This is a genomic window from Planctomicrobium limosum, assembly GCF_051465645.1.
Lineage (GTDB): Bacteria > Planctomycetota > Planctomycetia > Planctomycetales > Planctomycetaceae > Planctomicrobium.
In genome coordinates, this window is sequence record NZ_CP195790.1 from 743016 (window position 1) to 768175 (window position 25160).

A 25160-nucleotide genomic window follows, 5' to 3' on the forward strand; every position below is an offset into this window, starting at 1 on the left:
TGATTTTGAGATGAACTGCCGTTTCACTGATTGTCGAGTGAGACATCTGATCTTTGTTCCACTGCAGGTAGACTTAGGCATGGCATCGCTGCAATACAATGTGATTGTTGTTCCTGTCGATTTCTCGATGGCATCAGAGAATGCTCTTCACGTCGCCAAGGATCTGGCCGGGGGCGATCTTTCAAAGCTCCGTCTGCTTCATGTGATGACTCCGCTCGAAGCGATTTCGCCTGCGGCTGCATGGGGAGAGTTTTCGGAAGCGAATCGTCAGATCGAAGTCAAAAAATACGCAGACAACTTCCTTCGTAAACTGGGAATCGAAGGGGCGCGTTTCGATTTGCGTTATGGCTCAACCGGACTGGAAGTGACGGACTATGCGAAAGAGGAATCCTCGGATCTCATTGTGATTTCATCGCATGGATACCACGGGATTAAACGAATTTTGCTCGGCTCAGTCGCGGAAACAATTTTGCGACACGCACATTGCGCTGTGCTTGTGCTGCGAAGGCAGGATGCCGAGTGAACGAAGAGTTCTGGCTGGATGTCATCTCCAATCGTAATCGACACTGGACGGCGAGCCTCTTGAGAATGGGGCTTGCCGCTGCCAGTTTTCCATATGGTCTTGTGAGTGACGCCCGCAATTTCGGCTATCAATTTGGGCTGTTCTCTGCCCATCGGGTTGGTGTCCCAGTCGTTTCGATTGGGAACATCACAACTGGCGGGACAGGTAAGACTCCGACTGTTGCCTGGATCGTTCATCAGTTGCAACAGCTTGGGAAGAAGCCTGCGATTCTCAGTCGTGGATACCGTTCTCTGGACGGTGAGGAAAACGACGAGAAGAAACTGCTGGACAGTTTGTGCCCGCATGTGCCGCATGTTCAACATCCGAAGCGGATTGAATCTGCCAGAAAAGTTCTCGCGGAAACGGACGCTAATGTGCTTGTGCTGGACGACGCGTTTCAGCATCGTCAGGTGCAGCGGGAAGTGGACCTGGTGTTGGTCGATGCGCTGAACCCTTGGGGCTTTGGGGCTCTGCTCCCACGCGGGTTGTTGCGAGAGCGTCGGAATCAACTGGCTCGCGCAGATGCGATTCTGCTAACGCGTTGTGACCTCGCTTCAGAAAAGAGTCTTCAGGAAATTATTCAGGAAACCCGACGTCATTCACTCGCCCCAGTGCTGAAGACACGCTTTCAAGCGACAGATCTGATCAATGGTTATGGAGAAACCAGATCGCTTGCTGAGATTGCACAGCAGAAGCCCCTCGTCTTCTGTGGAATCGGGAATCCAACTGGTTTTCAGCAGGCACTATCGGCATTCACAAACGTGACGAATGACCGCTGCTTAACCTTCCCTGATCATTACCATTACGGACCTGCCGATCTTGAACGGCTGCAGCAAACACTGCTCGCAACGCAGTCGGATCTTTATCTCACGACACGCAAGGATCTGGTGAAGTTGCCTCAGGATGGGATTTCTGGTGTCCCTGTCTGGGCATTAAATATTGAACTCACCTTCATCGACTCCCCTGCTCCACTGATTCAACTGCTTGAGGGAATTTGTGCCTGAGCTTGTGGGGACTATTTTGAGTTCGTTCAGAAGGTCATCATCCAATAAAATCGCGGGACTGTTGTGAGCAGCCCCGCGAGCGGTGTTCAGCAGTCATCAGGACGTTCTTAAAAAACGTCACTCGCTGTTATTTCAGAATTTCGTCCTGGAATGTTTCGCGAACTTTCGATGCGTCCCCATTCGGGAAGTTCGACCGCTGGACCATCAAGACCCAGGCAATCTTTCGTTCCGGATCGATCCAGAACTGAGTCCCGTATGCTCCACCGTGACCGAATGTCCCAGGGGACATTTTTGCGGTGATTCCCTGAGGTTCACGAACAACACACGTGCCAACACCCCAACCATTTCCAGGTGTGAATCCGGTTTTATGTTCAGGTGTTGTGTGAATCGTACGGAACCGCTTGATCGTCTCCGGTTTGACAATCTGCTTGCCGTTCACTGATCCTTCATTCAGCAGGAACTGACAGAACTTTCCATAATCCGGCGCCGTTGAGAACAAACCTGCATTCGGAGCCGGATATCGGTCACGGCTCGTCGGTGTCTTCTTGTCGAGAAGAATTCGGTTGGTCGGATTAACTTCGAGCTTGCCTTCCGGAGTGCGGTTATAGGCCTTTGCCAGACGCTCATTCTGCTCCGGCGTCAGATAGAATGCTGAGCTTGTCATTCCGATCGGCTCGAAGAACTCTTTCTTCAAGTATTCATCGAATGTCTGACCAGACAAGATCTCGACGATTCTGCCTGCTGTGTTGATCCCGGACTGTGAGTAACGCCATTGCGAGCCGGGGACGAACTGAACTGGCTTGGCGACGTAATGCGGGATCAGCCCGGCAAGGTTCGGAATGTCGATGACATCTTTCAGTGCCACTTCCTGAAGGCCAGCTGTGTGCGTCAGCAACTGCAGAATGGTGATCTGAACTGGTTCGCCTTTGTCGTTCTTCAGTTCCTTGAATTCAGGAATGTATTTGGCAACGGGATCTTCGAGCTTCAGTTTACCTTCTTCTTCCAGTTTGCAGATCGCCAGGCCAGTGAATGGCTTGGTCATCGATGCCACCCAGAACACCGTGTCCGGCTGCATCGGAATCTTCTTCTCAAGATCTGCCATTCCCAGCGTGTCGAGATGAATGACTTTGTCGGGAGTGACAACAACGGTGACCGCCCCGGCAATCTCATTCTGAGTCACAAACTCCGTGAGCTTCTCATGAACTTGTGGAAAGTTTGAAGAAGCCTGTTTGGCGGGGGCCTCTGCATGAAGTAACGGAGCGGAAGCGAATGTTCCCGACAGAGCTGTCATAACAACAGCATGACGCAGCAATTTCAGCATATCGAGCTTTCTGTGGTTTGCGCGACCAATGAAAATCTGTCAATCATCAATGACGGAGTCCAGATTCGAGTTTAACTTAGCAATATTGCAGATGTTCTGCTGCATCGTTGAAGCAATTTTTGAATGCGGAAATCCCCAGTTTTTGTTGATCAAAGAGATCGGTGTTCCCGGGCTGACATGGGAGGGGTATGATTTTCATTGCAGAGCTGTCAGGTGGTGTATGATACGCAGTGGCGTGTTGAACAACATGATTCGTCCACATGAGAGACCGATTCGAGTTGGTCTTAACGAAGTGAGGTGAAAGATGTCGACATGTGCGGTGTATGAACTCCTTGCAAGGCTCTGGACAGATTTCTCTCAGATCAACCCACAGGCGAAAGTGATTCATTCACTGCTTGAGGAACGTGGCGAACTGATCGTCAACGATCATGTTGCCTTTCGAACCTTTGCTGATTCTCGTGTGGGCATGGATGTCATTGCCAAGCCGTTTGTCGCTGCTGGTTATCGCCAGGCAGAAACGTATCGCTTTGAACAGAAGAAGCTCGACGCTCGACATTATGAACACGAAGACCCTCATCTTCCGAAAGTCTTTGTCAGTGAATTGCGGTTGCATGAGTGCAGTGAACTGTTGCAGCAGACGGTCGCGAATCTGCTCAATCAAATTCCTGAATCGGTTCTTAAGAGACCCGATTTCTGCATCGTTGGACGCCCGTGGGATGTGTCGTACGAACTTGTGAATCGGCTGGCGAATGAGAGTGAATACGCAGGCTGGATGGCAGCTTTTGGGTTCAGAGTGAATCACTTTACCGTCTCCGTTAATCACCTGAAATCGATCGCGACGCTGCAGGAATTGAATGAGCTGATCAAACAAGCAGGGTTTCCATTGAATACCGAAGGAGGCGAAATCAAGGGATCTCCGGAGGATTTGCTGGAACAGTCTTCGACACTCGCGCCGCCGGTGTCAGTCTTGTTTGAAGGGAAATCGCATACCGTTCCAGGCTGTTATTATGAGTTTGCAAGAAGGTATTCTCTCCCCAACGGAAAATTGTTCAGCGGGTTTGTTACTCAAAACGCTGACAAAATTTTTCAAAGTACGGATCGTCGCTGAGGTCGCGCTCTCGTGAAAAAGCGAAATCGCGTAGATCAGTGCGGTAAACAGTTCGTCGCAGATGTTCGTCCAGAATGATGAAAATTCCGGCGTACGTCCGAACTGTGAGTGACGCTGTGAATGACATGGAGGAAGGTGTAATCGTGAGTTTGGATCGATCGTCGAATCAGAATGCCGAGTCGCCAATGGTCTCCAAGGGACGGCGGCGATTAGGATGGATTTTCGGCTTCTTCCTCTTTCTGGCGGCTGGACTTCTGCTGTTACCCAACATACTGGCAAGTATGCTCGTCTCAGAGCAGGGATTGGCGTGGTTATCTGGCTCATCAGTGGGACGATTTTCAGTAGGGCATGCGGATTTCAGTTGGCAATCTCCAGTTTTGTTGCGCGACGTGATCGTGAACGACAAAAATGGGCACCCGCTCGCTCAGGTGGATTCGCTAACAGCCAAACGATCGTTTTGGGATTTTCTCGTCAAACCAAGCGGCCCGTTGCAGCTGAATCTGGACGGGGCAAAGTTCACTGTGGTGGTGCATGAACCCGCGGGCATCGGAAGTGGCGAATCACGTGTTCGCGAAGTCGTGGAGAGGATCCACAGTTCCGCTGCTCCCAATGCGGGACGAGACATGGAAGTGGAAATCAAGAACGGCACAATTGAGTTCGTGACGCCGGATCTTCAGGTCATTGAAGCCTGGACAGGAATCACCGCGAAATATCTGTGTCTGGTGACAGAGGAAAAGAAGCAGACTCTGCAGGCGGCCCTGCCTGCGAATCCGGCATTGGGGTCGGGCGAAGTGACAGTGGCTGCTGAAATTGGCCCTCATCCAGAGAACCCTGATCAGGAAGTTGCCAACGTTAAACTGAATGCTGACCGGTTGTCTTTACTTGCGGTTCAGTCGTGGCTACGGGAGCACCTCAGCGAAGGGCAACCGATGCGTTTTGCCAGCGGGGCCAGTGAATCGGTGCTGACTCGAGATCGAAAACTGGGGTGGCAGTTCACAACCAACTCTCGACTCGTCGACCCAGCGGCTCCTGAAAAGGAGATTCAATTGGCGCTGGAGTCGCAGTTTCTGAAGCAGGAAGACAAGCTGCTGTTACCGAAACTGGAGATTCATGTTCAGGATGCATCTGCGAGTCTGGCGGGCTCTGTTGCCGATTTGACTGGCCGTCAGCATCTGGACATGTCCGGAACAATTCAGTTGCCTGGCGAAGGACTCCTTGAATTCGTGCCAGCTGAAATTCGAAGCGAGATTGATGTTCTGGGAATGAAGGTCTCCAAGCTGACACTGTCCGGGCCGCTCAAGCATCAACCTGCCAATGAGAATCTGGAACGACAGGCGGCAGTCACGCTGCCACCAGAATTCAGTGCATCGATGATGATTGAATGGGCAAATGCAAAAGCATATGGCCTGGAGGTCCAACCTGGGGCATTGCAGCTGACCTTGCAGAACAACAGGGTCACGACTCAGCCGTTGAATGTTTCCGTTAATGGCGGCGAACTGAGGCAACTTCCTGATCTGGTCATTAGCGATCAGGGACCTGTGCTACATTTTCGCGAAGGAGTCATGCTTGCCAATGTCGGGCTGACTGAAGAAGTGTGTCGAGGATGGATTCAGTACATCTCTCCAACATTGGCGAGCGCAACTTCAGTCGAAGGAAGATTGACTCTAGCAACGAATGCCGGGCAGATTCCATTGTCTTCACTTGCACAGGGGGACCTGGCTGGATCAATGACGATTCAGGGGGGAAAAGTGCGCCCGGGACCGTTGGCGAATCAAGTCTTGGGTCAGGTGGCGCAACTCGAAATGCTGATCAAGAAACTCAAAGTTTCGGAGATGAGCGATCGATCAATTATGGAGGTCGAGAGCGAACCGGTTGCGTTTCGTCTGTATCAGGGACGCGTTTATCACGAGCGATTTGGGGTGAACGTCTCTGGCGTTCACGTCGAAACAACGGGATCTGTCGGTGTTGACCAGACCGTTCAAATGTTGGTCTCGATTCCATTCCCTGAACGATGGTTTGCCGATGCAGGACCGGTTCTGAAGGCTCTGCAGGGGGAAGCAATCCAAATGCCGGTCACCGGGACTCTGGCTGATCCTAAACTTGATGCTCGTCCTGTTGCCGAATTTGGGAAACGAATTGGAATCAAGGCCGTTGGTGGCCTGCTTGATCGGTTGATTGAACGCCGTCAAAATCGCGGACGCTGAACAAGATTGGGGTTTTCTTCAACTCAAGATTGTGTGAGACGGGCCAGTCTCATTTTTCTGATGTTGGCAAATCGGGTTTGAAGCAACGGCGCAATTACTGTTACCCTTTCGACGCTGTCTGGTTCATCCACTGGCAGTTTGAGCTTTTCGCCGTCAGTTGCTCATGGATATGAATACTGAGCGGTTCACCTGTCTGTACAAGGTTTAAGAGGGCGATTTTGTGAACGGATTTGACGACGAACAAGAAGAGACGAATCTCGCACCCATTCGCGAGTTGACGAAGCCGCAGCGTCGTGTGTTGGGTGTTCTTGTTGAAAAGGCGTATACCGTTCCTGAGAGTTATCCGCTCACCGTGAAGTCGGTGGTCGCCGGAAGTAATCAAAAGAGTAATCGTGCCCCGATTACGAACTACACTGAAGACGCTCTGACCGATGTCCTGGAAGATCTGCGATCAATGGGCTTGATCGCCGTTGTGCATACAGAATCTGGTCGCACAGAGCGGTATCGTCATTATGTTCGAAAGCGATTCCCCTTCTCCGAACCGCAGCTCGCGATCATCACCGAGCTTCTGCTGCGCGGGCGGCAGCAAATGGGAGAATTGCGAGCTCGGGCGAGTCGCATGGTTCCGATCGAAAGCCAGCAGGAGCTGAAGAAGGAAATCGAAGGGCTGTTGGAACAGGGCTATGTGCAAGTCGATGGTCCACTGGATCGTCGGGGAGTTGAAATTGATCACAATTTCTATCTCGCCTCTGAAGACGCAAAGATGTCGATCGGCCATGAGCCGTCGCATGTTCCAAGCAGTGACGTTGTCGAAGCATCGCCTCAACAGCGGCGTCAGGATACGAGTCACAGTCATTCTTCAAATGATCTGAGTGAACTTCGAGAGGCGAATGATGCCCTTCGAACTGAGGTTGAAACGCTCAGGCAGGAAGTTGCCGCGTTGCGAGATGATCTGTTCCAGTTGCGCCAAAGTCTGGGTGCATAATCTCAAGATTTGAGTTTGGAAGATTGAGTGGGATCTGGCGGGGACGACAATGAGTCGCCCCGCTTTTTTTACATCGATTCCCAAAGGCAGATGGCCGAATCGAATCTCCTCGTCATCCAATCGAGTCAGTGCGGAGGTCGGTCAGGGAGACGACTCTAATTTGCAGTGTCATCTCTTGAGCTGAGAGGATTGACAGGGTGATCTGAATGCTCAGGATCTTCGATGACACGGTTGGGGTCGATGAGCAACCAGCAGACCGCGGCAACTAAGAACCCGCCAACGGTTGTGAGAAAGACGGATTGGTACCCGGCCAATGTGGCTTCTTTGATTGCAGATGCACTGAGTTCAGAAACGGGGATCTGCAGTTTTACGGACTGCGCCGCGATGAAGGATTGAATCACGGTTCCGGTAATCCATGTCGCGAACGCTGTTCCGAGTGTCCCGATCGTGTTCATACATGCCGCCACGACTGCGGTGTTTCTCCGCCCGAGATCCTGACACGTCGCCCAAGCGGCTCCAAGTGTCAGGTCGATTCCAAATCCGGACGCCGCTACAAACAGGCAGAAGAGGTGCACATTGCTGGCTTCTCTGGCTCCGATCCAGCATGCGGCACACAGAAGCATCGCCATGACACCGAGTGCGCGCCGACCGAGTGCGCGACTCCCGAGTCGTCGGCTGAGAGTGTTCACGAGAATTCCCCCGACAACACATCCAATGGCGCCGACCCAGAGTGGTGCTCCTTTGTAAATCGCTCCGACGAGATCGTCGCGAGGCACTTCGAATCGCTCCTCCATGTAGGATGGAAGATAGGTGATGTTGAATGCCCAACCATAATTGATGAGCGAATACATCAGGCAGAGAGCCCAAAGACTTTTGTTGGTGAACAGGGCTTTCCAAGGGACCGGACCATGGGGAGTCGCGGGACTCTCCGCCGCCGATCCGATCAGTGCCAGTTCAGCCTGATTGACATCCGGATGCTCAGTGGGGCGATTGCGAAATCGCATCGAGAAGATCACACACCAGATGAAGCCGATCACGCCGAAAAGAATAAATGCGGTTCTCCAGTGCATTAAAGACGGGGAATACGGCGTCCCACTGACAAGGATCGCCCAAATGAGAGGTGTGAGTCCACCTGCGATACGCCCGGACATCCAGACCAGACCTTGAGCCAGTTCCCACTGGTGTCTGGGAATCCACTGCCGTAAGACACTGGCGATATTGGGATAAGCACCGGCCTCCCCTGCCCCGAAGAGAAATCGAAGGGTGATGAGTGTTCCGAGTCCACCGAATGTGATCCCAGCCCATTTCCAACCAATCACAGCGGTGAGTGCAGTACAGATTGACCACCAGATGACAATCCGGATCAGCATCTTCTTTGGCCCGATCCGATCGCCCCACCATCCTGTCGGGATCTCAAAAATGGCATACGCGATTGCGAATGCAGTGAACACCCATTTCATGTCTGCGACGCTCGTCAGGTTTAATTCTGAGGCAATCGCAGGGGCAGCTGTGCCGAAGCAGACACGGTCCAGATAGGTGATCATCGACAGCCCGCAGACCATCGCAAGAACTTGATAACGAACTCGACTCGGAATCGGACGAGTTGAATCAGCTGGGCCCGTAGACGTGGTCAGCGCTGGCATCGGAACCTGATTTCGTTAGAGCAAGTTCAAGCAGGAACAAGGGTGTCGCAGTCAAAATTCAGTACGTATCCTTGGAATGATGTCTTGTTGCTTCGACACTCTTAGACTCTTAAAGGTCGAACACTCGAAGCAGGTGTCCAGACGATTGTGGATGTCGCTCTGATCGCACTGGCAATCAGACTTATGTCAGAATCTCTTTAATGACACGGCCATGAACATCCGTCAGACGGAAGTCACGCCCTGCATATCGATATGTCAGTCGCTCGTGGTCGAATCCAAGCAGATGGAGGATTGTTGCGTGGAAGTCATGAACGCTGGTTGGATTGACAACCGCTTTGAACCCAAAGTCGTCTGTTGCTCCGAATGTGGAACCGCCTTTCACACCGCCACCCGCCATCCAGACGCTGAAGCCATAGTGGTTGTGATCGCGGCCAAGCTGTGACTTCCCTTCTCCGCTGAGTTCGACAGTCGGTGTTCGACCAAACTCACCGCCCCATAAAATCAGGGTCTCGTCAAACATTCCCCGTTGTTTCAAATCTGCGAAGAGTGCAGCAATTGGCTGGTCGATCTCGCCTGCCAGTTGCCTGTGTGTCGCTGCGATGTTGGCATGGTTGTCCCAAGGCTGCCCGGCCCCGTGCCAGAGTTGAACGTATCGAACTCCGCGTTCCAGAAGACGCCTGGCGATCAGCGTCTGACGACCGTGGACCCCTGCACCATACATTTCCTGAATGTGCTTGGGTTCCTGCTCTATGTTGAAGGCGTCCGCTGCTTCCATCTGCATTCGAAACGCAAGTTCGAAGGATTGGATGCGTGCTTCCAGCCGGTCGTCTGTTCTGGTTTCGAGGTGTTGTGCGTTGAGTGTTTGTAAGAGGTCGAGTTGCCTGCGCTGTATTCCGGTTGATGCATGATTACTGCGAATGTTCTCGATCAACCGCTCAATATTCTGGTGCTGCGGATCAACATAGGTTCCTTGAAACGCGCCGGGCAGAAAACCGGACTGCCAGTTCTCGGAGTCTTTGATCGGGAGTCCGTTCGGGCACATGGCAACGAACCCCGGCAGGTTCTCGTTCTCTGATCCCAAGCCATATAGCACCCACGATCCGACACTGGGGCGAGACAAGACCGAGTCGCCACAATTCATCAGCATCAGAGAAGGTTCGTGGTTGGGCACCTGTGCATACATGGAACGGATGACGGCGATGTCATCGGCGTATGCGGCCGTTTTCTCGAAGATCTCGCTGATCTCAAGTCCACTTTCGCCATACTTCTTGAACTGAAATGGCGAACCAAATGCGGCACCAGTCTTGCGTTCAGTCGCAAGGGAGATGGGCGCCTGCTTGCCATCGTACTTGGTGAGGACAGGTTTCGGGTCGAACGTATCGACGTGCGATGGACCGCCATTCAAAAAGAAGTGAATGACCCGCTTCACTTTTCCGGGAAAATGGGGACGCTTATTCTCAGATGGCGATGCACTATTTGTTGGCGTTTGTGCTGGCGAATTTCCGCTTGCAGCACGCTCGCCCATTCCGGCCAGACTGATTGCACCAAGGCCCATCCCGGAACGCTGTAAGAGCGCGCGTCTGTTCAGCATCAAGTTGTCTGCGAATGGCAATCTCATGAGTCCTCTCCGTAAGAATTAATCTATGAATAGAAACTCATTCGAAATCAACAGCACCTGAGCGAACTGCTCCCATTTGGTCAAATACTTCGGACCGGTGCCAATGAAGTTACTTCGTGAATCCCACTTTGAGGCGAGGGCATCTGAAGGGGAACCGGAAACAGAAGCTGACTCTGCAAGCGTTACACGCCAACGATACTGATCGTTGTTGAGTTGCCCGTTAATGTCGACGATAAAGTCCAGTGTATCACCGGGTTGAACCGAGACCGATTCAAGTGCATGGTCTTGCGATGTGTTGTGAAGCGTGAACTGTTGCAAGACCCCGTGGCGACTGGAGACGATCCAACAGCGAATTCCGTTTCCTGCTGCGGTCTCATGCTTTGCTTTTGAGTCGACTGAAACAGTCCCTGTGATTGGCGATGTCCAGCGCCGGATAACTGCGTGATCATGGTCATTTCCGGGATGTCCTCCCTCCGCGGATAACTGGCACCACCCGAGTTGGGCGTCCGGCCAGCGTTCTCCCCCTTGCCATGCCGATCCACCAAAATGAGGCAACGCCTGAAAACGCTCCGTTTTGGTCATCGTCTCGGTGACTGGTCCGTAACCATATGACCAGGCAAGTGCCTCTTTGGGAACTTCGAACTGTTTGTCGTTCTCTGGTTGCGAAAGGAAAGCAATGGCGGACTGCAACTGTTCCGGAGTCGGATCACGTTGGTAGATGGATTGGTAAAGCGCGGTGACCCTTGTTGAAGCTTCCGTTTCAGGGATCTGCTCGACCTTTTGAATTAGCGACCGGGAGGCTTCAGCAAGAAACGGATGGTTCAATGCAAACAAAGCTTGTTGCGACACCGTCGTTTCTGATCTCGTCGGAATATGAAGATCGGGGTTGGCGAAATCAAAGACGCGAAACACATTGGGAAGGAACTGACGGTCGACATATCCATAGAGCGTACGTCGGCGGTTCGCTCCCGCCCCTGCGAACATGTCGGTTCCTCGCCCTTTCACACGACGATCAAGATCGCTGGACGCAGAGAGCAACGAGTCGCGGAACTCTTCAAACGTCAGTCTGTGTGCCGCTTTCTTCCAAAGCAGATGATTCTCCGGGTCGATCTGCTGGGCGAGTTCACGCTTCGCAGCGTCTCGCGGTCCCGATGTTCCTTGCTGATAGGCCGAGGACAACAGGATAACGCGGTGAATGGCTTTGGTGCTCCATCCGTCTACGATCAACTTCTGTGCAAGCCAGTCCAGCAACTCAAGATGTTCTGGGCGCGGTGCGCGAATTCCGAAGTCGCTTGGTGTCGGGACGATTCCAGTTCCAAAATGATGTTGCCAGATGCGGTTGACCCAGACACGCGAGGTTAATGGATTTGCAGGATCGATGATCCCTTGAGCCAGTTCGAACCGACCACTGCCGACTTTGAATGGTTCTGCGTCCGGGCCGGTGACAACAATCGGAAAATGCCGAGTGACTTCGTCTTCCTTGGTGGCAGGATTTCCACGACGAAAGATACGTGCTTCATCGATATGCTGCCGGTCAGTCAGAACGACAGCACACTCAGGTGCGTTGGCATTGTTGATCAGGAAGGCATCTACGGCATTTTGAAGCTTCCAGAGTTCCAGCAGTTCTCCTCCTGTCGGAAAGAAGAACTCGATATCAACGACTCCAAGGTCCGGGACAACGCAGGGGGCATTGGGGCCGTAAAGGATCTGTCGAAGTTGCTCTCGGTGAGCGTCCACGAACTCGGTTGGGGGGGCGCCACCGGCCTGCTTTGCCTCTTCAATCTGTTTCTTCCATTCCTGGTGAATTGAGAAGAACAGGTCTCCGTAACGTTCGGCAACATCTCGCATCGACGTTGGGGGAGTCTGAAACTTCTCTGACACCATCGGGTGGGGCTGAACTGAATTTGTGTTCGAGTCAGGCTGATTCAGTTCTCGCAAAACTTCGCCAGCTTTCTCCGAGAACTCAGCGGGAGCAATTGCCGCGAACCGATGCCAGTGAAGGAAGATGGAATCGTTGGATTTCAACGCACGACGGAGAAACGCTTCCCACCTTTGGACTTCGATGGGAAACATGTCTGTTGCGGTCAGAATCTGGCTGAAATTCTGGTCGGGATACTTCTCCAGTTCGGTCTGCGCGACAAGGTAGTCCTTCACCTGATCGCGAAATCGCTCCGAGGCGGCATCGCGGATACGTTGCTTTTCAGTCTTCAGCTTTGTGAGTAATTCATCCAGTTCTTTTCTGGCGGCAGTCTTCTCTGGTGTGTCGTTTTCTAGAGGGGGCGACAGCAAGACATGCTGTTCAGAGCTGTTCTGGAAGATTCCGTACAGGGAATAATAGTCAGCCGTTGGGATTGGATCGTATTTGTGGTCATGACAGCGTGCACATGCGATTGTCAGACCCATCGTGGTGCGACCGAGAACGTCGATCCGGTCATCAATGATGTCGTGTGAATTCCCGAGAAAACGGCGTCCAACTGTCAGGAATCCCATTGCCGCCTGAGCTTGCAGGTTCTCTGGTGCCGCCTGATCCGCGGCAATCTGCAATAAGAGGAACTGGTTGTACGGGAGGTCTTCATTGAACGACTGGACGACCCAGTCGCGGTATGTCGCGGAATTAATGAGTCGACGCTCTTCTCGTCCGTAAACGTATCCTTTGGTGTCTGCATAGCGAGCGAGGTCCAGCCAGTGACGGGCCCAATGTTCTCCGTAGTGAGGTGACGCAAGGAGCCGTTCAACCAGTTCGGGATAAGCATTGGGATTCGTGTCTGCGACGAAGGCTGCGACTTCCTGAGGAGAAGGAGGAAGTCCAGTGAGGTCGTATGTCACACGCCGTATCAGCGATCTGCGGTCCACCGCCGGAGAAGGAGCGAGTGACTTCTCGTTGAGTTTGGCAAGAATGAACGCATCAACAGGAGTTCGAACCCATGTCGTGTCTGTCACTTGAGGGGGAGTCGGGCTTGAGATCGGCTGGAAGGCCCAATGTTCGCGCTGACGTTTCGTCTGTTCACGTTCAGGAGTCGAGTCCGCTTCCGGCCAGGGAGCTCCTTGACTGACCCAACGTTCTAGAATTCCAATCTGCTCGGACGTTAATGGCTCTTTCGGTGGCATCTCGTAGTCACCGGTTCGCCGAACAGACTGAATCAACAAGCTTTCCTCCAGTTTGCCTGGGATGATCGCCGGTCCGGTGTCGCCTCCTTTTAAGAGAGCCGCTCTGGAATCAACGCGAAGCCCTGCCCACTGTTTGACGGCGCCATGGCATTCTCCGCACTTGGAAATCAGCAATGGGCGCACAGACTTTTCAAAGAAATCGAGCGATTCGTTTGAAGAGGGTGTGGTCGGGACCGCTGGCGTTTCTGCAAAGCAGACGCTGGAGAATGCCAGAATGATGATCAGGGATGAGGAATGGCGAAATCCCATTTGATCAGCTGGTCCTTTAGGAAGGCACTGCAAAACAGCATTCGGCACCCTTCTGAAAATGCAGAGGGAGTGGTTTTGATGCTGCTGAACTCTGTCAACAGAAATGAATTATCGCCTGCTACTGATCAGGAAGAAACTCACGTCCGAGTTCGATGCATAAGTCAAGTTGAATTGTTGACAATAATTTTTTTCGTGTCAACAAATCCTGGTGCATCTTAATTGTAGATTGTCGACAATCGTTTGGTTTGTGTCGACGACGCGAGCCGGTCCGCACCCATGCCAGACGTGATGGGGGGCGGCACTCTTGATGGGAGGGAATTCAGCAAATTCTGAATCTGTTCGGCGTCGATTGGTTTAGAGACGTTGCCGTTCATTCCGATTTCGAGGCACTGCAGGCGGAGTGGCTCGACCACGTGAGCAGTCATTGCAAAGATCGGTGTGGCAGCTCGTTGTGACTCCTGCTCCCATTTTCTAATCAGAGCTGTTGTCTCTAGACCGTTCATGTCTGGCATCTCCAGATCCATGAAGACGATATCAAATTGTTTCGTCTGGAAGAGGTCGATCGCCTGTGCCCCGTTCTCGGCGAGTTGAACGTTATGTCCCATCAGTTCCATGATTCCGGACGCAACTTCGAGATTGATAAGGCTGTCGTCGACGACGAGAATTTGACGACGTTCAGAGTCGAGTCGAGCCTCGATTGTGGTGTCTTGGGGGGTGTGAGTTGAGTCTGCCAGTGCGTGAATCAGGTTCAGCAAGGCGGAGTTGGTGATCGGCTTTTCAATCACATGGAGCGCTTGTAATTGGCGCAGTTTCTCTGTGAACGTCTCTGTGCCTGCCGGGATGAGGACCAGTGTCTTTTTAGAATCAATTAAGTTGGATTGAACGATCTGGTCAATCATCGCCAAGTCTGTGTCGCAATCCAGATCAAGGTCAAACAGGTAAACGTCGGAAGGCCTGTTCGGCTCAGCCGCCAACAGGGGACGCACCTCTTTCTGGTCACAGACCCCAACGACATTGGCTATAGATGGTGCGAACAGTTTCTGATGCCAGCTCAGGTTCGTTTTCGACGGTGCATAGATGAATATCTTCTCGACCGGAGGGGGCGTCTGGGCCGGAAGCGACATTGGAACCTGCTGAACCGGATTCAAAAGAGGAACAAGGAGGTGGAAAGCACTCCCGTTGCCCTCGTTACTCTCAACCCAGAGTTCCCCGTTCATTAAAGATGCCAATTGGAGCGAGATCGAGAGCCCCAGGCCGGTTCCCCCATACCGTCGTGTGATCGAGACTTCACCCTGATCGAACGCTCTGAAAATTCGAGCCTGCTGATCTGCCGGGATCCCGATTCCTGTGTCACGAACTTCGAAGTGCAGAACCGTTTCCGCACGAGATTGACGATCGATTCTGGCAATCAGATCGATACTGCCTTTCTCTGTGAATTTGATCGCGTTCCCCAACAGGTTGATCAGGATCTGACGCAACCGATTCGGATCGCCGATGAGTTGTGTCGGGATGTCGCCCTGTGTATGGAAGCTAAGGTTCAACCCCTTCTGAGACGCTGCTGCCGAGAAAAGACGAACGGTGTCGGCCAGGGTTTCGTCGATATCGAATGGAATCGAATCGATCTCCATCTTCCCGGCTTCGATCTTGGAGAAGTCCAGAATGTCGTTCAGAATTGCCAGCAGCGATTTCGCCGATTTACTGATGGTCGAAACATACGACTTCTGCCGGTCAATCAGCTCTGTTCGTAATGCCAGTTCGGACATTCCGATGATCCCGTTCATCGGTGTCCGAATTTCGTGGCTCATTGCTGCCAGGAAGCGACTTTTTGCTTCGTTTGCTGCTTCAGCGGCCTGCATGGATGTCAGCAGCCTCGACTGGGTTTTTCGCAGTTCTGACGCAGTGGTTTCCAGCTTTTCATTCGTCCATGCCAACAATGTTGCACGTTCTTCCAGAGCAGCGGTTCTGTCGTTGACCCGTTGTTCCAGTGTGGAGTTCAGACGCTCAAGTTCCATGAACCCTTCCGAGTTCTCGAATGCTGCGCCTGCCAGTGTGGCGATGAATTCCACAATGCGCTCTTCGTCGCTTCTGAAGAAGTCTTTCTGGTAGTCGTTAATCACCGTAAGCACGGCAACAGGCGTTCCGCGAACGAAGATCGGAGCCCCAATCAATGATGTATGTGACTCGGACGCCGAGACAGGTTTGTTGGTGCGATCAACAACAACACGTAAGTCGGCAAGCACTTGATCGACCAGAATCGGGTTGACCCCCAGTCGAGTGATGTGTTTGAGACGTTCCGTTGTTGAAAGTGAAGTCAGTTCATCCTTCCAGAGGATGTGAGCCTGATTCGAACGCAGAAGTCGTGTTGTTGCTGAGATTGTTTCGCGGCAGATGGCATCATGCGTCAATGCTGATGAAATCACTCGCCCGGCCTTGAGGAGCGTTTCGAATCGATCAATTACGGAAAGAGTGGCGACTCCCTTCGTCGGTGTCAGCCCGAATGCCAGTTGTGTATAGGACAAGTCAGAATTCAGGCCAGGTGTCGTTCCTGACTCCGACAGTGAAACGGACTTGCCAAATTCAGCTGCAATTCTGGTACGTGCCTGTTCTGTCGTTGCCAGCTCAACTCTCGCTCCCTGACTGGTCGCCAGTGCATGACTCTTCTTAATGGCTCGCCATGCCCGACGTTGCCGGCCGAGCAGCATCTCGATGAGTGCCAGTTCTCGATAAATATGTGGGCGATCGTTGGGGAAACGCCATGAATGCAGCAGAAACCTGCGGACACAGCTTCTGGCTTTTTTCAAAAGACGCAAACGCTGATACAGCGAAACCGAGACTTGTGTCTCGGCGCTCATTCGATATGCAGTCGCCAGCCACGCAATCACGGGCGTTGTATACGGATTCATCACTCCGGCATCGACAACCATCTCATGCGTTTCGGCCAGAAGTGATGCAGCTGAAAGTGGTTGACCGGTTCCGATTAATTGAATCGCACGTGCCAAGGCAAGTTGTGCTCGTCCTTGTGCGTCAGGCCGTTCGCGTTTCATCTCCTCTTGAACGATTGCTTCTGGAAGCAGTCCAGAGGTCGTCATCGCCCAGATATCGAGGTTGATTCCGGATGCCTGAGTATCTCCGAGGAGAATCCCGGATGCGTAGTTCTTTCTGGCTTCTTCTGTGGCCTTCTCGAAGTTCCCGAGTCGGTAATACGACGCTGCAATCTGATATCTGGCAATGTGAACCTGCCAGAAGTCCCCTGTTCGTTCCAGAATCTGAACCGCGCGCTCGCACTTCTCGATCGCTTCTTCATAGCGAGACGAGGCGTAACAGATAATGCCATGAAAGCTCAGTGACTGACCTTGCCCCCAATGGTCACCTAACTCGTAGCGAATGTCGTAGGAACGCTTAACGTATTTAATGCCGCGGTTGAACGCCGCAACCAGCAGCATGGCCGGTGCGTGATCGGAATAGGACTGTGCAAGTTCCAGTGTCGGTGGATAAATCTCGCCGAGATTCATCCCACGCAGGTGTGACCACATCGCCAATGGGAGGCTTCGGCAATACCAACTGCCGTGCGACAAACCACTGTAGAGTTGCAACGTCAGACGCTGGTCTTGATTCGGCAGTGATTTTCGTCGATGGCGAAAGATTCGTGGCAATGCCGTGTGCAGGATCTGAACGAGCACTTCCCAGACCAGGCACAATGCAATTGTGATCTGGAATCGAGGAACATTCTCGCCCAGGAGCCGAAGAGCGGTTTCGAATTCAACGATCGCCCCTTCCATGTCCCCACGTTTTTTTCGCAGCTCTCCCTGCTTGCGATGCACATTCGCTCTGGCAGCGGTGTCCTGAGCAAGTTGTGCCGCCTGATTGAAGAAGCTTTCGGCTTCATCATAGTTCCCGCGAAGCATCAAGACTTCGCCTAAACCATCAACAATCTCGAACTGTGTTTCGAGTTGGAGCCCGACGATCCCGCGACAGGCAATCCGATACTGTTGCTCGGCCTGCTCTAAAGAATAGTGAGCTTTCGCATGCTTCGCTGCTTCCAGCGCATAAGGAAGCGCTTCGTTCGAATCGCCTGCTGCATCAAGGTGGTACGCCAGCTCCGGAATTCGGTCAGGGAAACGCCGCTTCAGTAACGCGGCAGCCTGACGATGTCGGTCGCACTTCTCTTCAGGCGTTAGAATCGCGAGTAAGGATTCTCTGACTTTATCGTGGACGAATCGACATTGTCCGTCGTGGAACTGACACCACATCAGATTCCGCTTACCGGCATCGTGAACTGCTTCAAATGCCTGTGAGGAGCTAAGCTGGGCTAATTCCTTCGCAATGAAGAGGTCAAACTGACTTCCAAGAATGGCCCCCATCGACAGGAGTTGCAGGGTATCCGGAGCCAGAAGCTCAAGTCGACGTGCCAGGAATTCTGCGGCATGTGAAGATGAACTTGCTTGTCCCAGTGCGAACTCATCGACGATCCAGCCTTCAGTACCGGCGACGATTGCTCGAGTCTCGAACAGTCCCTGAAGAATGGCAGAGGCCATAAATGGGACACCGTTTGCCAGACGGACGACCGTTTCAACGACCGCATCAGGCAGTGGGCCTGCCATCGTTTCGACGAGGCGACGGACATCCTTCGCATCCAGTGCACCGAGCCGGATATGAAGGTCCGGCGTCGATTTTCGCAGAATGTGGTCTTCCGGAATTTCTTCAGACCGGAATGCCAGCAGGAGTTGAACATGCCGTCCGTATTTCGGCTTCCCTGAACGGGAAATCTGCCAATGCTGAGCAAGTCTTGCGACAAGGTCTGATGCCCATTGGCAGTCATCGAGAATGATCAGCGCTGGATGATCGTCCGAACCCAGGGCATCAAACAGGTGAACGACCGCGCTGAGCGTGCGTGATTCACCGAGATGAATGCTTGGATGCTGATTCGAATTGGCGTCAGGAAAGATCTTCGTCAACTGCGGTAATGCCGTTGCAATGACATCGCATTGTTCGTTCAGAGCGACGCGGATTTGCTCGGAAAGCTCAGGACGCTTTTCGCTGACTTCGAGAAGGCCTTCTGCGATGCCTTCGAAAATTTCGTAGGATTGTTGTGCAGAGTCAGACTTGGCTTGACTCCGAAACACTGTAATTCCGGCTTGTGTCGCGCGTTGTGCGAACTCTGCCAGCAGACGCGATTTACCGTAGCCTGAGTCGCCTTCAAGAAATGCGATATCAGCAGACCCGCTGAGTGTGTTTCGAATCAAAGTGTCGAGCTGCTCAAGTTCCTGAGTCCGCGCGACAAACGCAGGTCTCAGCAATGAACGGCGGTAATCCCGGCCTCCGACTGTCAAATCGGGATCGGGGTCTCCATCTTTGAGCGCCATGAGCAGCGATTCGACATCTGCCGCCATCGCTTCGATCGACTGATATCGACCACGTTGTTCTCTGCAAAGTGAACGGTCGAGAATTTCATCCAGCACTCGGGGGACGGAGACACCATATTCGCGCAGCTTGGAATAAGGGTTGGTCGCCTGCTTTAAAAGCAGTTCATTCAGAGTCCGTGCGGTGTATGGAGTCTTTCCACTGAGGACCCAATAGAGCAGGCACCCGATGGAGTAGATGTTGGACAGCTCGGAAAATGGTTCGTTGCTGACCCCACTCAACTCCGGAGGGAGAAACTGGGCCAGTTCCAGCAGGCTCCAGTCTGATATATGAATACTACTGATCGCGTGAACTGGATCATAAGTATCCAGTCCCATCAGTTGAACTTCTCCCGCACTCGGGCCTGTCCCGATCAGAACGTTAATCGGCAACAAAGACCGCGGAGTCAAGCCATTGCGATGGAGCTTCACCAGTGAGTTGAGCAACTGGGTGGTGGTGTCCAGTGCGTCAATCAGATTGAAAGGGCCTACCGAATGGAGGCGCTGGTGGAGCGTCTCTTTATTCTCGGCATCGAAGACCATCCAGAAGCGATCATCGGTCTGTCCTGTATAGAGCAGAACGGCGACATTCGGATGGGTGAGCTGCTGCAGGATCTTGGCTTCGTGCTCCAGCTGGAGCAGCGATCCCGGAGCCAGAGACGGGATCTCAACAGACCGAATAATAACGGATTGGCCTGTTTGAAGATCGATCCCAAACGAAGCGTCGTTCAGAGTCGACGTACGGACGGTCTGCAGAGTCTGAAAACGACCGGCCACTCGCGTTCCGGGAAGCGAGTGCGGCAAGACGTCAGGGAATGCTCCCCGACTATTTCCTGGATGTGATCCACCTGGATTCATCTCGTGATGCCAACCGATGTTTGTGTCTCTGGTGTTACTGGCGAGATTGAGTGTTTTGACTTCACTCGGAAGCTATTTAGTGGATTAGGGGAATTTCCGGTGTCTGCCTAAGTGTTAATCCGGAGGTGGGAATGGAAGTGGCCTGTGACTAATAGACATCCGATTATTTCGCGCTGTTGCCGTAATCAAACATGGACCTCTTTAACTGCTAGCACGCGGATTAGGGGCAGGCCTTTGGACTTTCGGAATCTGAGTTGATTGTTGTTCGCCCCTTCTGGTTCACTCGTGTAATCACTGCATCTTGCTTGATCTGTATATTCGTAATAACAGTCACAATCGGCATAATACATATAAAAATAATACACTGAATAATCGCTTCAATGTTGACATACGATACAATCGTGTCATTCTGATCTTCGTGTGCGGGCTATTTCGGAGTTCTGTTGCTACGCGAACCAATCTCACGAGATCAAAAATGACTTCACTTCCTGCGATTCAAAGTGGTTTCGATGTTGAGAGTTTCTTCAACGTGCAGGTGCGTCAGTTCACTGATGCAATGGCAAGTTTGGAACGTCGAATTCCGCGGTCTCAAACGCCGGAGGTTGATGACTTCCTCGCGGAACTGACGGCTGCGGTTCATCAGTCACGTCAAGATTGTCGTGAGGCAGAAGAAGCCATTGGCGACAACAAACAGCTGTTGAATGAAGTCCAGGCTCGATTCCGCAAAGAGATCGTTTTCTGGTTTGATCAGAGCTGGTTCATGCAGCGTGCGAAGGCCAAGCCACGCGGTTATCCCGGCGACTTTGAGATGCTCACCGCAATCTATGAAGGGAAGACAAAGACTCTTGGGTTCGGCGGATATCTCGACCTGTACTTCCTTGGAACAGATCTGGCTCGCGCTGTCTGTGGACGTCTCGATGCCGTTCAAAAGTTCCTCGTTCGCGAAGTCCTCAAACGCTCAGTCAACGTTTCGATCCTGAACGTCGCATCAGGTCCAGGACGTGAATACTCACACGGACTCGAAGTCGGTGAGATGGTCAACCTGACCTGTGTCGATACTGACCAGCAGGCTCTTCAGTATCTGCAAGACCACATCGATCCGCTGGTCGCAGACTCAATCGATCTGAACTGCGTTTGCTATAACGCATTGAAGATGTCTTCGGCAAAAGCCAATATCGAAAACTTTGGTCGGCCAGACATGATCTACAGTGTCGGCCTGTGCGATTACATCCCGGACCGATATCTGATTCGTATCTTGAATGGCTGGCGTGAGTCTGTCGCTGAAAATGGGATTGTCTACGTAGCGTTCAAGGACGACCCACGCTATCACGCAGCAGAGTATCAGTGGCATGTTGACTGGCACTTCTACCGCCGAGTTGAATCTGACTGTGTTCGACTCTTTGCAGAGGCCGGATACGACGTCGACGACATGACCATGTTCCGCGACTCAACCGGGATCATTATGAACTTCGTGTTCCGCATTAAGACTGGAACTCAGCAGCGAGTCGATCAGGCAGAAACCTTGCGAGGTCCGCATCGCCGTCGTCAGTCTGAAGCAGAGTTCGCACCAACCGAACCAGAAGAATCAGAAATCGAATAGTTCCAATTGGTCTCGTTTGCGAACGTGATGCGGTTGTTTGCTTGAAGGAAACCCAGCTCGCACGTCCTGCAGGCCGCAATTCGATGAAGCGACAGCAGGGGGAGTTTGCATGGCAGACTCCCCCTGCTTTTTATTGAATTAGATCTGGCCATGTCTGTGATCGTCATTCATCGGAAACGAGAGTGGAGTCGAGAATCATATTCGAATTGATTTCGCAAGCCCCAAACTCATACAGTAATGGTCGAGTGACACTTGATTGCGACTGCCGTATGCAGATGGTTTATCCCGGTGTTGTGTCCTCTCTTCGTGGCGGTGAATCGTTGTTTTGTTTTTCGAACGAGACAACGATCATTTCGTTTTTCGGCGTCTCTCCTTTTTGTGAACTTGATCACCATGAGAAGCCCATTTTTCCTGAATCAACTCGCGTCGCTGTTCCTGATCGTCTGTATTGCGGTCCAGTCGGCATGCGGACAAGACATTGCTCCACCGGGTAAATCAATTCCGAGTGTTGAAGCAATCAACCGTCAGGAATTGCGAGGACGCGTCGGCCAAACCATTGTTGTCGTTGGCGAGGTCTCGCGAGTCGGGAGGTCTTCAGGCGGAAATCGCTTCATCAATTTTGATGGGAATTCTGAACTGACCATCTTCATCTCGTCAGATGATTTGGCGAAGTTCGGCCCTGAATCTCCAGAGAAGCTCTATTCCGGGAAAACGATTGCCGTTACTGGCACTCTGGAACGATTCAAAGGGCAATTGCAGATTCGGGCGAGACAACCAGGCGTGATCGGCGTTGTCGTGCGGCCGTCACTGCCTCCCCCCACTGGCCCTCGTCCTGACTTGCCTCCCCCATTCGCATTGAAGTCGGTGGGGAGAGATGTCTGGGTCAGCCCTGAGGGGTTGCGCTATGCAGGCCGCGATCCGGATGGATTGACCCGAAAGGATCATGTGCTGCGGCATTCGCAGGACATCCCTGATCGAGATGGTCCTCATGGCGTCTTTGATGGCGGACCTGACCATACGTTTGCCTGGATCGATCTCGCATGGCAGGCTGTCAAAGCTCAAAAGATGAAGCCTGAGACGACAGGGGACCGAGATGCGTACACAATCTCGATTGGCCGCCGCATTGGGTATCTGGGAGGCCAGACCGGTGCTGAGAGAAACCATCCCCCGTTGAAGCGGATCTTTATTGTGGTTCGGAGTGGAACGTCAGACGTGATCACTGCTTTCCCGAAATAGTTTCCGATCGCAGCGTAACTCTCGACGTCTTCCGGCTCAATGCCTCAGCCTGGCTGCTTTCCTCGGTACGAAGTTTGAAATATGACGAGTCCATCAAAACCACTTCATTTCGGTCCCTGCCCCCTCTGCGAACAAGGGCACATTCGCCCTGCCCGCTGCAGTGAATGCTCGGAATGGGTGGCGCTTTGTGACGAATGCGAAGCAGTCTGGCTTGACCCTCGTGCGTATCAATCGTCAAAGCCCGCCAGCCAGCATCCTCGATGTCCACACTGCTCAAAGGATGTGGAGAAGTGGATCTACCCGACGATGAAGCAACTTCAGCGATATGGCTTAGAGAACTTGGTGCGATAGCGCTCTTATGTGTGAACTTTGGCAGGCGAGACACTGAGAATAAGGTGCTTCGCAGTATTCAGCCAACTGTCGTCCTCTGTTCATGATTATTCCCAGTCGACGACGATTTTCTTTGCGGTCGCCAGTTGCTTGATCGTGTCAGCAATGGATCGATGAAGCGGAATTCCAGATGCCTCGTACTCTTGATGGCACGAGATGCTCCGGTCACCGGGAATTCGCACTGGCTCTGCCTCGTTGATGGGAGTCAGCGCGCGAATCTTGTCCAGCGTCTGTACGATTTCTGCTTGAAACTTATCGACGTTACAGAACTTGGCGGGATCCAGTGCCAGGAAGAAGTGCTGCGAATCTTCTGAATCGGTGGGACGTGTTTTGTGCAATGGGAGCCAGCCACTGCTCAGCGGCCCGGCGAGAATTGAACAGAGCATGGATAGTCCGAAGCCGAGTGAACCTCCGGCCGGCAACATGGCCACGGCTTTGCTCAACTGCTGGACAGGATGTTGTTCGGCATCGATCAGAATTCCTTCCGGAACCTGCATTCCATAGCGTTCAACTAACGCGAGCTTCCCCCAGGATTCGCTGCCACATGCACTGTCGAAGACGATCGGAGAGTGATCCTTGAGCGGAACGCTGTAGGCAAATGCACAGTTTCCAACGGCTCCGTGAAGTGTTCCGGGAGCGGTGACCGTGGCTCCGCCTGTGCTAGTCAGGCAGATGCCGATGACATTCTGCGCTGCCATCAGCCGTACATAGACTTCTGCCGCGCCCAGTGTTTGTGAGTTTCCGATGGCGACGACACCAACGCCCTGCTCTTTGGCTTTGGCGACAGCAAGCTCAGATCCTTGCGTGGCCGCCAACGTCCCGATTGTTCGGCTCCCATCGAGCGTCGCAAAACAAGGGGCGTCGGTGTTGGTCAACACCTTTCCCCGTGGATCGATGTTCCCATTTTCAATCGCATCAATGATTCGACTGACGAGTATGACCCCATGGGCTCTCTTGCCATAAATGTCTGCTTCAACGAGTCGGGCTGCGGCGACTTTTGCATCAAAGCGGAACATGCTGTGTTTCACAAGCAACTGCTCGATGACACTCTGGAGAACTGCAGCTGGGACACGAACTTCCTGTTCGGGAATCGACGGATAATCAATTGAAGTGTCCATGTTCGTCTCCCCTGTCCCGTCTGTTCAAGTAAATCAGGAGTGTCCTGATTTGCTGTTTCCCGCGAGAGATTCTGAGTCGCCGAGTATCAGAGTTGAACAGCAGTTTGCACTGTTCGCTCGTGCGTATGATAGTTCAGTGGCACACGGACATTCGAGTCGGAATTCGAGTGTCGGAGGTGATTTTATGACCGTCGTGTCTTATATGCAGGAGCGATGCGCGGTAATTGGGTTCGACAGCGCTCGATCTTGTCGGCTAACGGACCTGTGAGCGGCTCGATAGTAATGGTTGTTCGAAGAATTCGGGTTCTATCTGATTTCAGGCCTCTCATCAGATCATCCAGTGTCGAAGCCAACTCTTCAAGAAAAACCTTCAGCTCATCGGGAGTCAGGTCGTGTCGCAGCAGATGAGATTCTCTCTCTGTTCGTTGCCGCTTGAGTCGCGCCAGTGTGCTTCCCTGAGTGCGATAGAGATCGCCGTTCGAATAAGCCCGAATCAGGAGGGCGTTTGCGTCGAACTGGTACACCTGATCAGGGGTGACGTACAGGGCGAAGCGGCCGTCACTCCGAATCCCGGCGACACACGACTCCGTACGACCGTCAAGCATCAATTCCCACCGCAATTCGAACCGACCTAACTCTTCATACAGATCCTCACGATCGGATTCATTGCGAGCCATTGTTTGAACCGCTTGTGTTG

14 protein-coding genes are annotated in these 25160 nt (G+C 52.7%); 7 read left to right on the forward strand and 7 right to left on the reverse strand.

Annotated elements, in window-relative coordinates; genetic code table 11:
* Window positions 1-79: 79 nt before the first annotated feature.
* Complete coding sequence (locus SH527x_RS02755) at window positions 80-523, forward strand: universal stress protein (RefSeq protein ID WP_437193130.1); 444 nt, start codon at window positions 80-82, stop codon at window positions 521-523.
* Complete coding sequence (gene lpxK / locus SH527x_RS02760; RefSeq protein ID WP_437193131.1) at window positions 520-1566, forward strand: tetraacyldisaccharide 4'-kinase; 1047 nt, start codon at window positions 520-522, stop codon at window positions 1564-1566. The genes SH527x_RS02755 and lpxK overlap by 4 nt, the downstream gene beginning before the upstream one ends.
* Window positions 1567-1693: 127 nt before the next feature.
* On the opposite strand, the gene SH527x_RS02765 is transcribed toward lpxK, so the two are convergent.
* On the reverse strand, window positions 1694-2887 hold the full coding sequence (locus SH527x_RS02765; RefSeq protein WP_437193132.1) for a serine hydrolase domain-containing protein: 1194 nt from the start codon (window positions 2885-2887) through the stop codon (window positions 1694-1696).
* Between the two features lie 304 nt (window positions 2888-3191).
* Between SH527x_RS02765 and SH527x_RS02770 the strand changes: the two genes are divergently transcribed.
* The 3 genes from SH527x_RS02770 (at window position 3192) to SH527x_RS02780 (ending at window position 7184) form a co-directional block, all read left to right on the forward strand.
* A complete protein-coding gene (locus SH527x_RS02770; protein ID WP_437193133.1) occupies window positions 3192-3995 on the forward strand; it encodes a DUF1338 domain-containing protein in 804 nt (267 codons plus the stop codon).
* A gap of 143 nt (window positions 3996-4138) precedes the next feature.
* Complete coding sequence (locus tag SH527x_RS02775; RefSeq protein WP_437193134.1) at window positions 4139-6199, forward strand: hypothetical protein; 2061 nt, start codon at window positions 4139-4141, stop codon at window positions 6197-6199.
* Between the two features lie 220 nt (window positions 6200-6419).
* Entirely contained in the window at window positions 6420-7184 is a 765-nt protein-coding gene (locus tag SH527x_RS02780; protein ID WP_437193135.1) for a DUF480 domain-containing protein, read from the forward strand.
* Window positions 7185-7339: 155 nt separating this feature from the next.
* Here the strand turns inward: SH527x_RS02780 and SH527x_RS02785 are convergent, their stop codons facing one another.
* The 4 genes from SH527x_RS02785 to SH527x_RS02800 all read right to left on the reverse strand — a co-directional run bounded on the left by SH527x_RS02785 (window position 7340) and on the right by SH527x_RS02800 (window position 20119).
* Complete coding sequence (locus tag SH527x_RS02785; RefSeq protein ID WP_437193136.1) at window positions 7340-8827, reverse strand: MFS transporter; 1488 nt, start codon at window positions 8825-8827, stop codon at window positions 7340-7342.
* Between the two features lie 181 nt (window positions 8828-9008).
* Window positions 9009-10445 carry a DUF1501 domain-containing protein gene (locus SH527x_RS02790; protein ID WP_437193137.1) on the reverse strand — a complete coding sequence of 479 codons (1437 nt, stop codon included), beginning with the start codon at window positions 10443-10445 and terminating at the stop codon, window positions 9009-9011.
* An 18-nt stretch (window positions 10446-10463) separates the two neighbouring features.
* On the reverse strand, window positions 10464-13862 hold the full coding sequence (locus tag SH527x_RS02795; RefSeq protein WP_437193138.1) for a PSD1 and planctomycete cytochrome C domain-containing protein: 3399 nt from the start codon (window positions 13860-13862) through the stop codon (window positions 10464-10466).
* 215 nt (window positions 13863-14077) lie between these two features.
* Window positions 14078-20119, reverse strand: a complete 6042-nt coding sequence (locus SH527x_RS02800; protein ID WP_437193139.1) for a response regulator — start codon at window positions 20117-20119, stop codon at window positions 14078-14080.
* Between the two features lie 475 nt (window positions 20120-20594).
* On the opposite strand from SH527x_RS02800, the gene SH527x_RS02805 reads away from it, so the two are divergent.
* Complete coding sequence (locus SH527x_RS02805) at window positions 20595-21719, forward strand: hypothetical protein (RefSeq protein WP_437193140.1); 1125 nt, start codon at window positions 20595-20597, stop codon at window positions 21717-21719.
* Between the two features lie 393 nt (window positions 21720-22112).
* A complete protein-coding gene (locus SH527x_RS02810) occupies window positions 22113-22955 on the forward strand; it encodes an OB-fold nucleic acid binding domain-containing protein (RefSeq protein ID WP_437193141.1) in 843 nt (280 codons plus the stop codon).
* Between the two features lie 437 nt (window positions 22956-23392).
* On the opposite strand, the gene SH527x_RS02815 is transcribed toward SH527x_RS02810, so the two are convergent.
* Entirely contained in the window at window positions 23393-24463 is a 1071-nt protein-coding gene (locus tag SH527x_RS02815) for an Ldh family oxidoreductase (protein ID WP_437193142.1), read from the reverse strand.
* A gap of 182 nt (window positions 24464-24645) precedes the next feature.
* Window positions 24646-25140 (reverse strand): hypothetical protein, encoded by a 495-nt coding sequence (locus SH527x_RS02820; protein ID WP_437193143.1) that lies wholly within the window; start codon window positions 25138-25140, stop codon window positions 24646-24648.
* Window positions 25141-25160: the final 20 nt, after the last annotated feature.

Excerpts from the sequence above, each read along its gene's own strand:
- SH527x_RS02800 (WP_437193139.1), bottom strand. The coding sequence starts at position 20,119 with ATGAATCCAGGTGGATCACATCCAGGAAATAGTCGGGGAGCATTCCCT.
- SH527x_RS02795 (WP_437193138.1), bottom strand. The coding sequence starts at position 13,862 with ATGGGATTTCGCCATTCCTCATCCCTGATCATCATTCTGGCATTCTCC.
- SH527x_RS02765 (WP_437193132.1), bottom strand. The coding sequence starts at position 2,887 with ATGCTGAAATTGCTGCGTCATGCTGTTGTTATGACAGCTCTGTCGGGA.
- SH527x_RS02810 (WP_437193141.1), top strand. The coding sequence starts at position 22,113 with ATGAGAAGCCCATTTTTCCTGAATCAACTCGCGTCGCTGTTCCTGATC.
- SH527x_RS02820 (WP_437193143.1), bottom strand. The coding sequence starts at position 25,140 with ATGGCTCGCAATGAATCCGATCGTGAGGATCTGTATGAAGAGTTAGGT.
- SH527x_RS02755 (WP_437193130.1), top strand. The coding sequence starts at position 80 with ATGGCATCGCTGCAATACAATGTGATTGTTGTTCCTGTCGATTTCTCG.
- SH527x_RS02815 (WP_437193142.1), bottom strand. The coding sequence starts at position 24,463 with ATGGACACTTCAATTGATTATCCGTCGATTCCCGAACAGGAAGTTCGT.
- SH527x_RS02785 (WP_437193136.1), bottom strand. The coding sequence starts at position 8,827 with ATGCCAGCGCTGACCACGTCTACGGGCCCAGCTGATTCAACTCGTCCG.
- SH527x_RS02770 (WP_437193133.1), top strand. The coding sequence starts at position 3,192 with ATGTCGACATGTGCGGTGTATGAACTCCTTGCAAGGCTCTGGACAGAT.
- SH527x_RS02790 (WP_437193137.1), bottom strand. The coding sequence starts at position 10,445 with ATGAGATTGCCATTCGCAGACAACTTGATGCTGAACAGACGCGCGCTC.
- SH527x_RS02805 (WP_437193140.1), top strand. The coding sequence starts at position 20,595 with ATGACTTCACTTCCTGCGATTCAAAGTGGTTTCGATGTTGAGAGTTTC.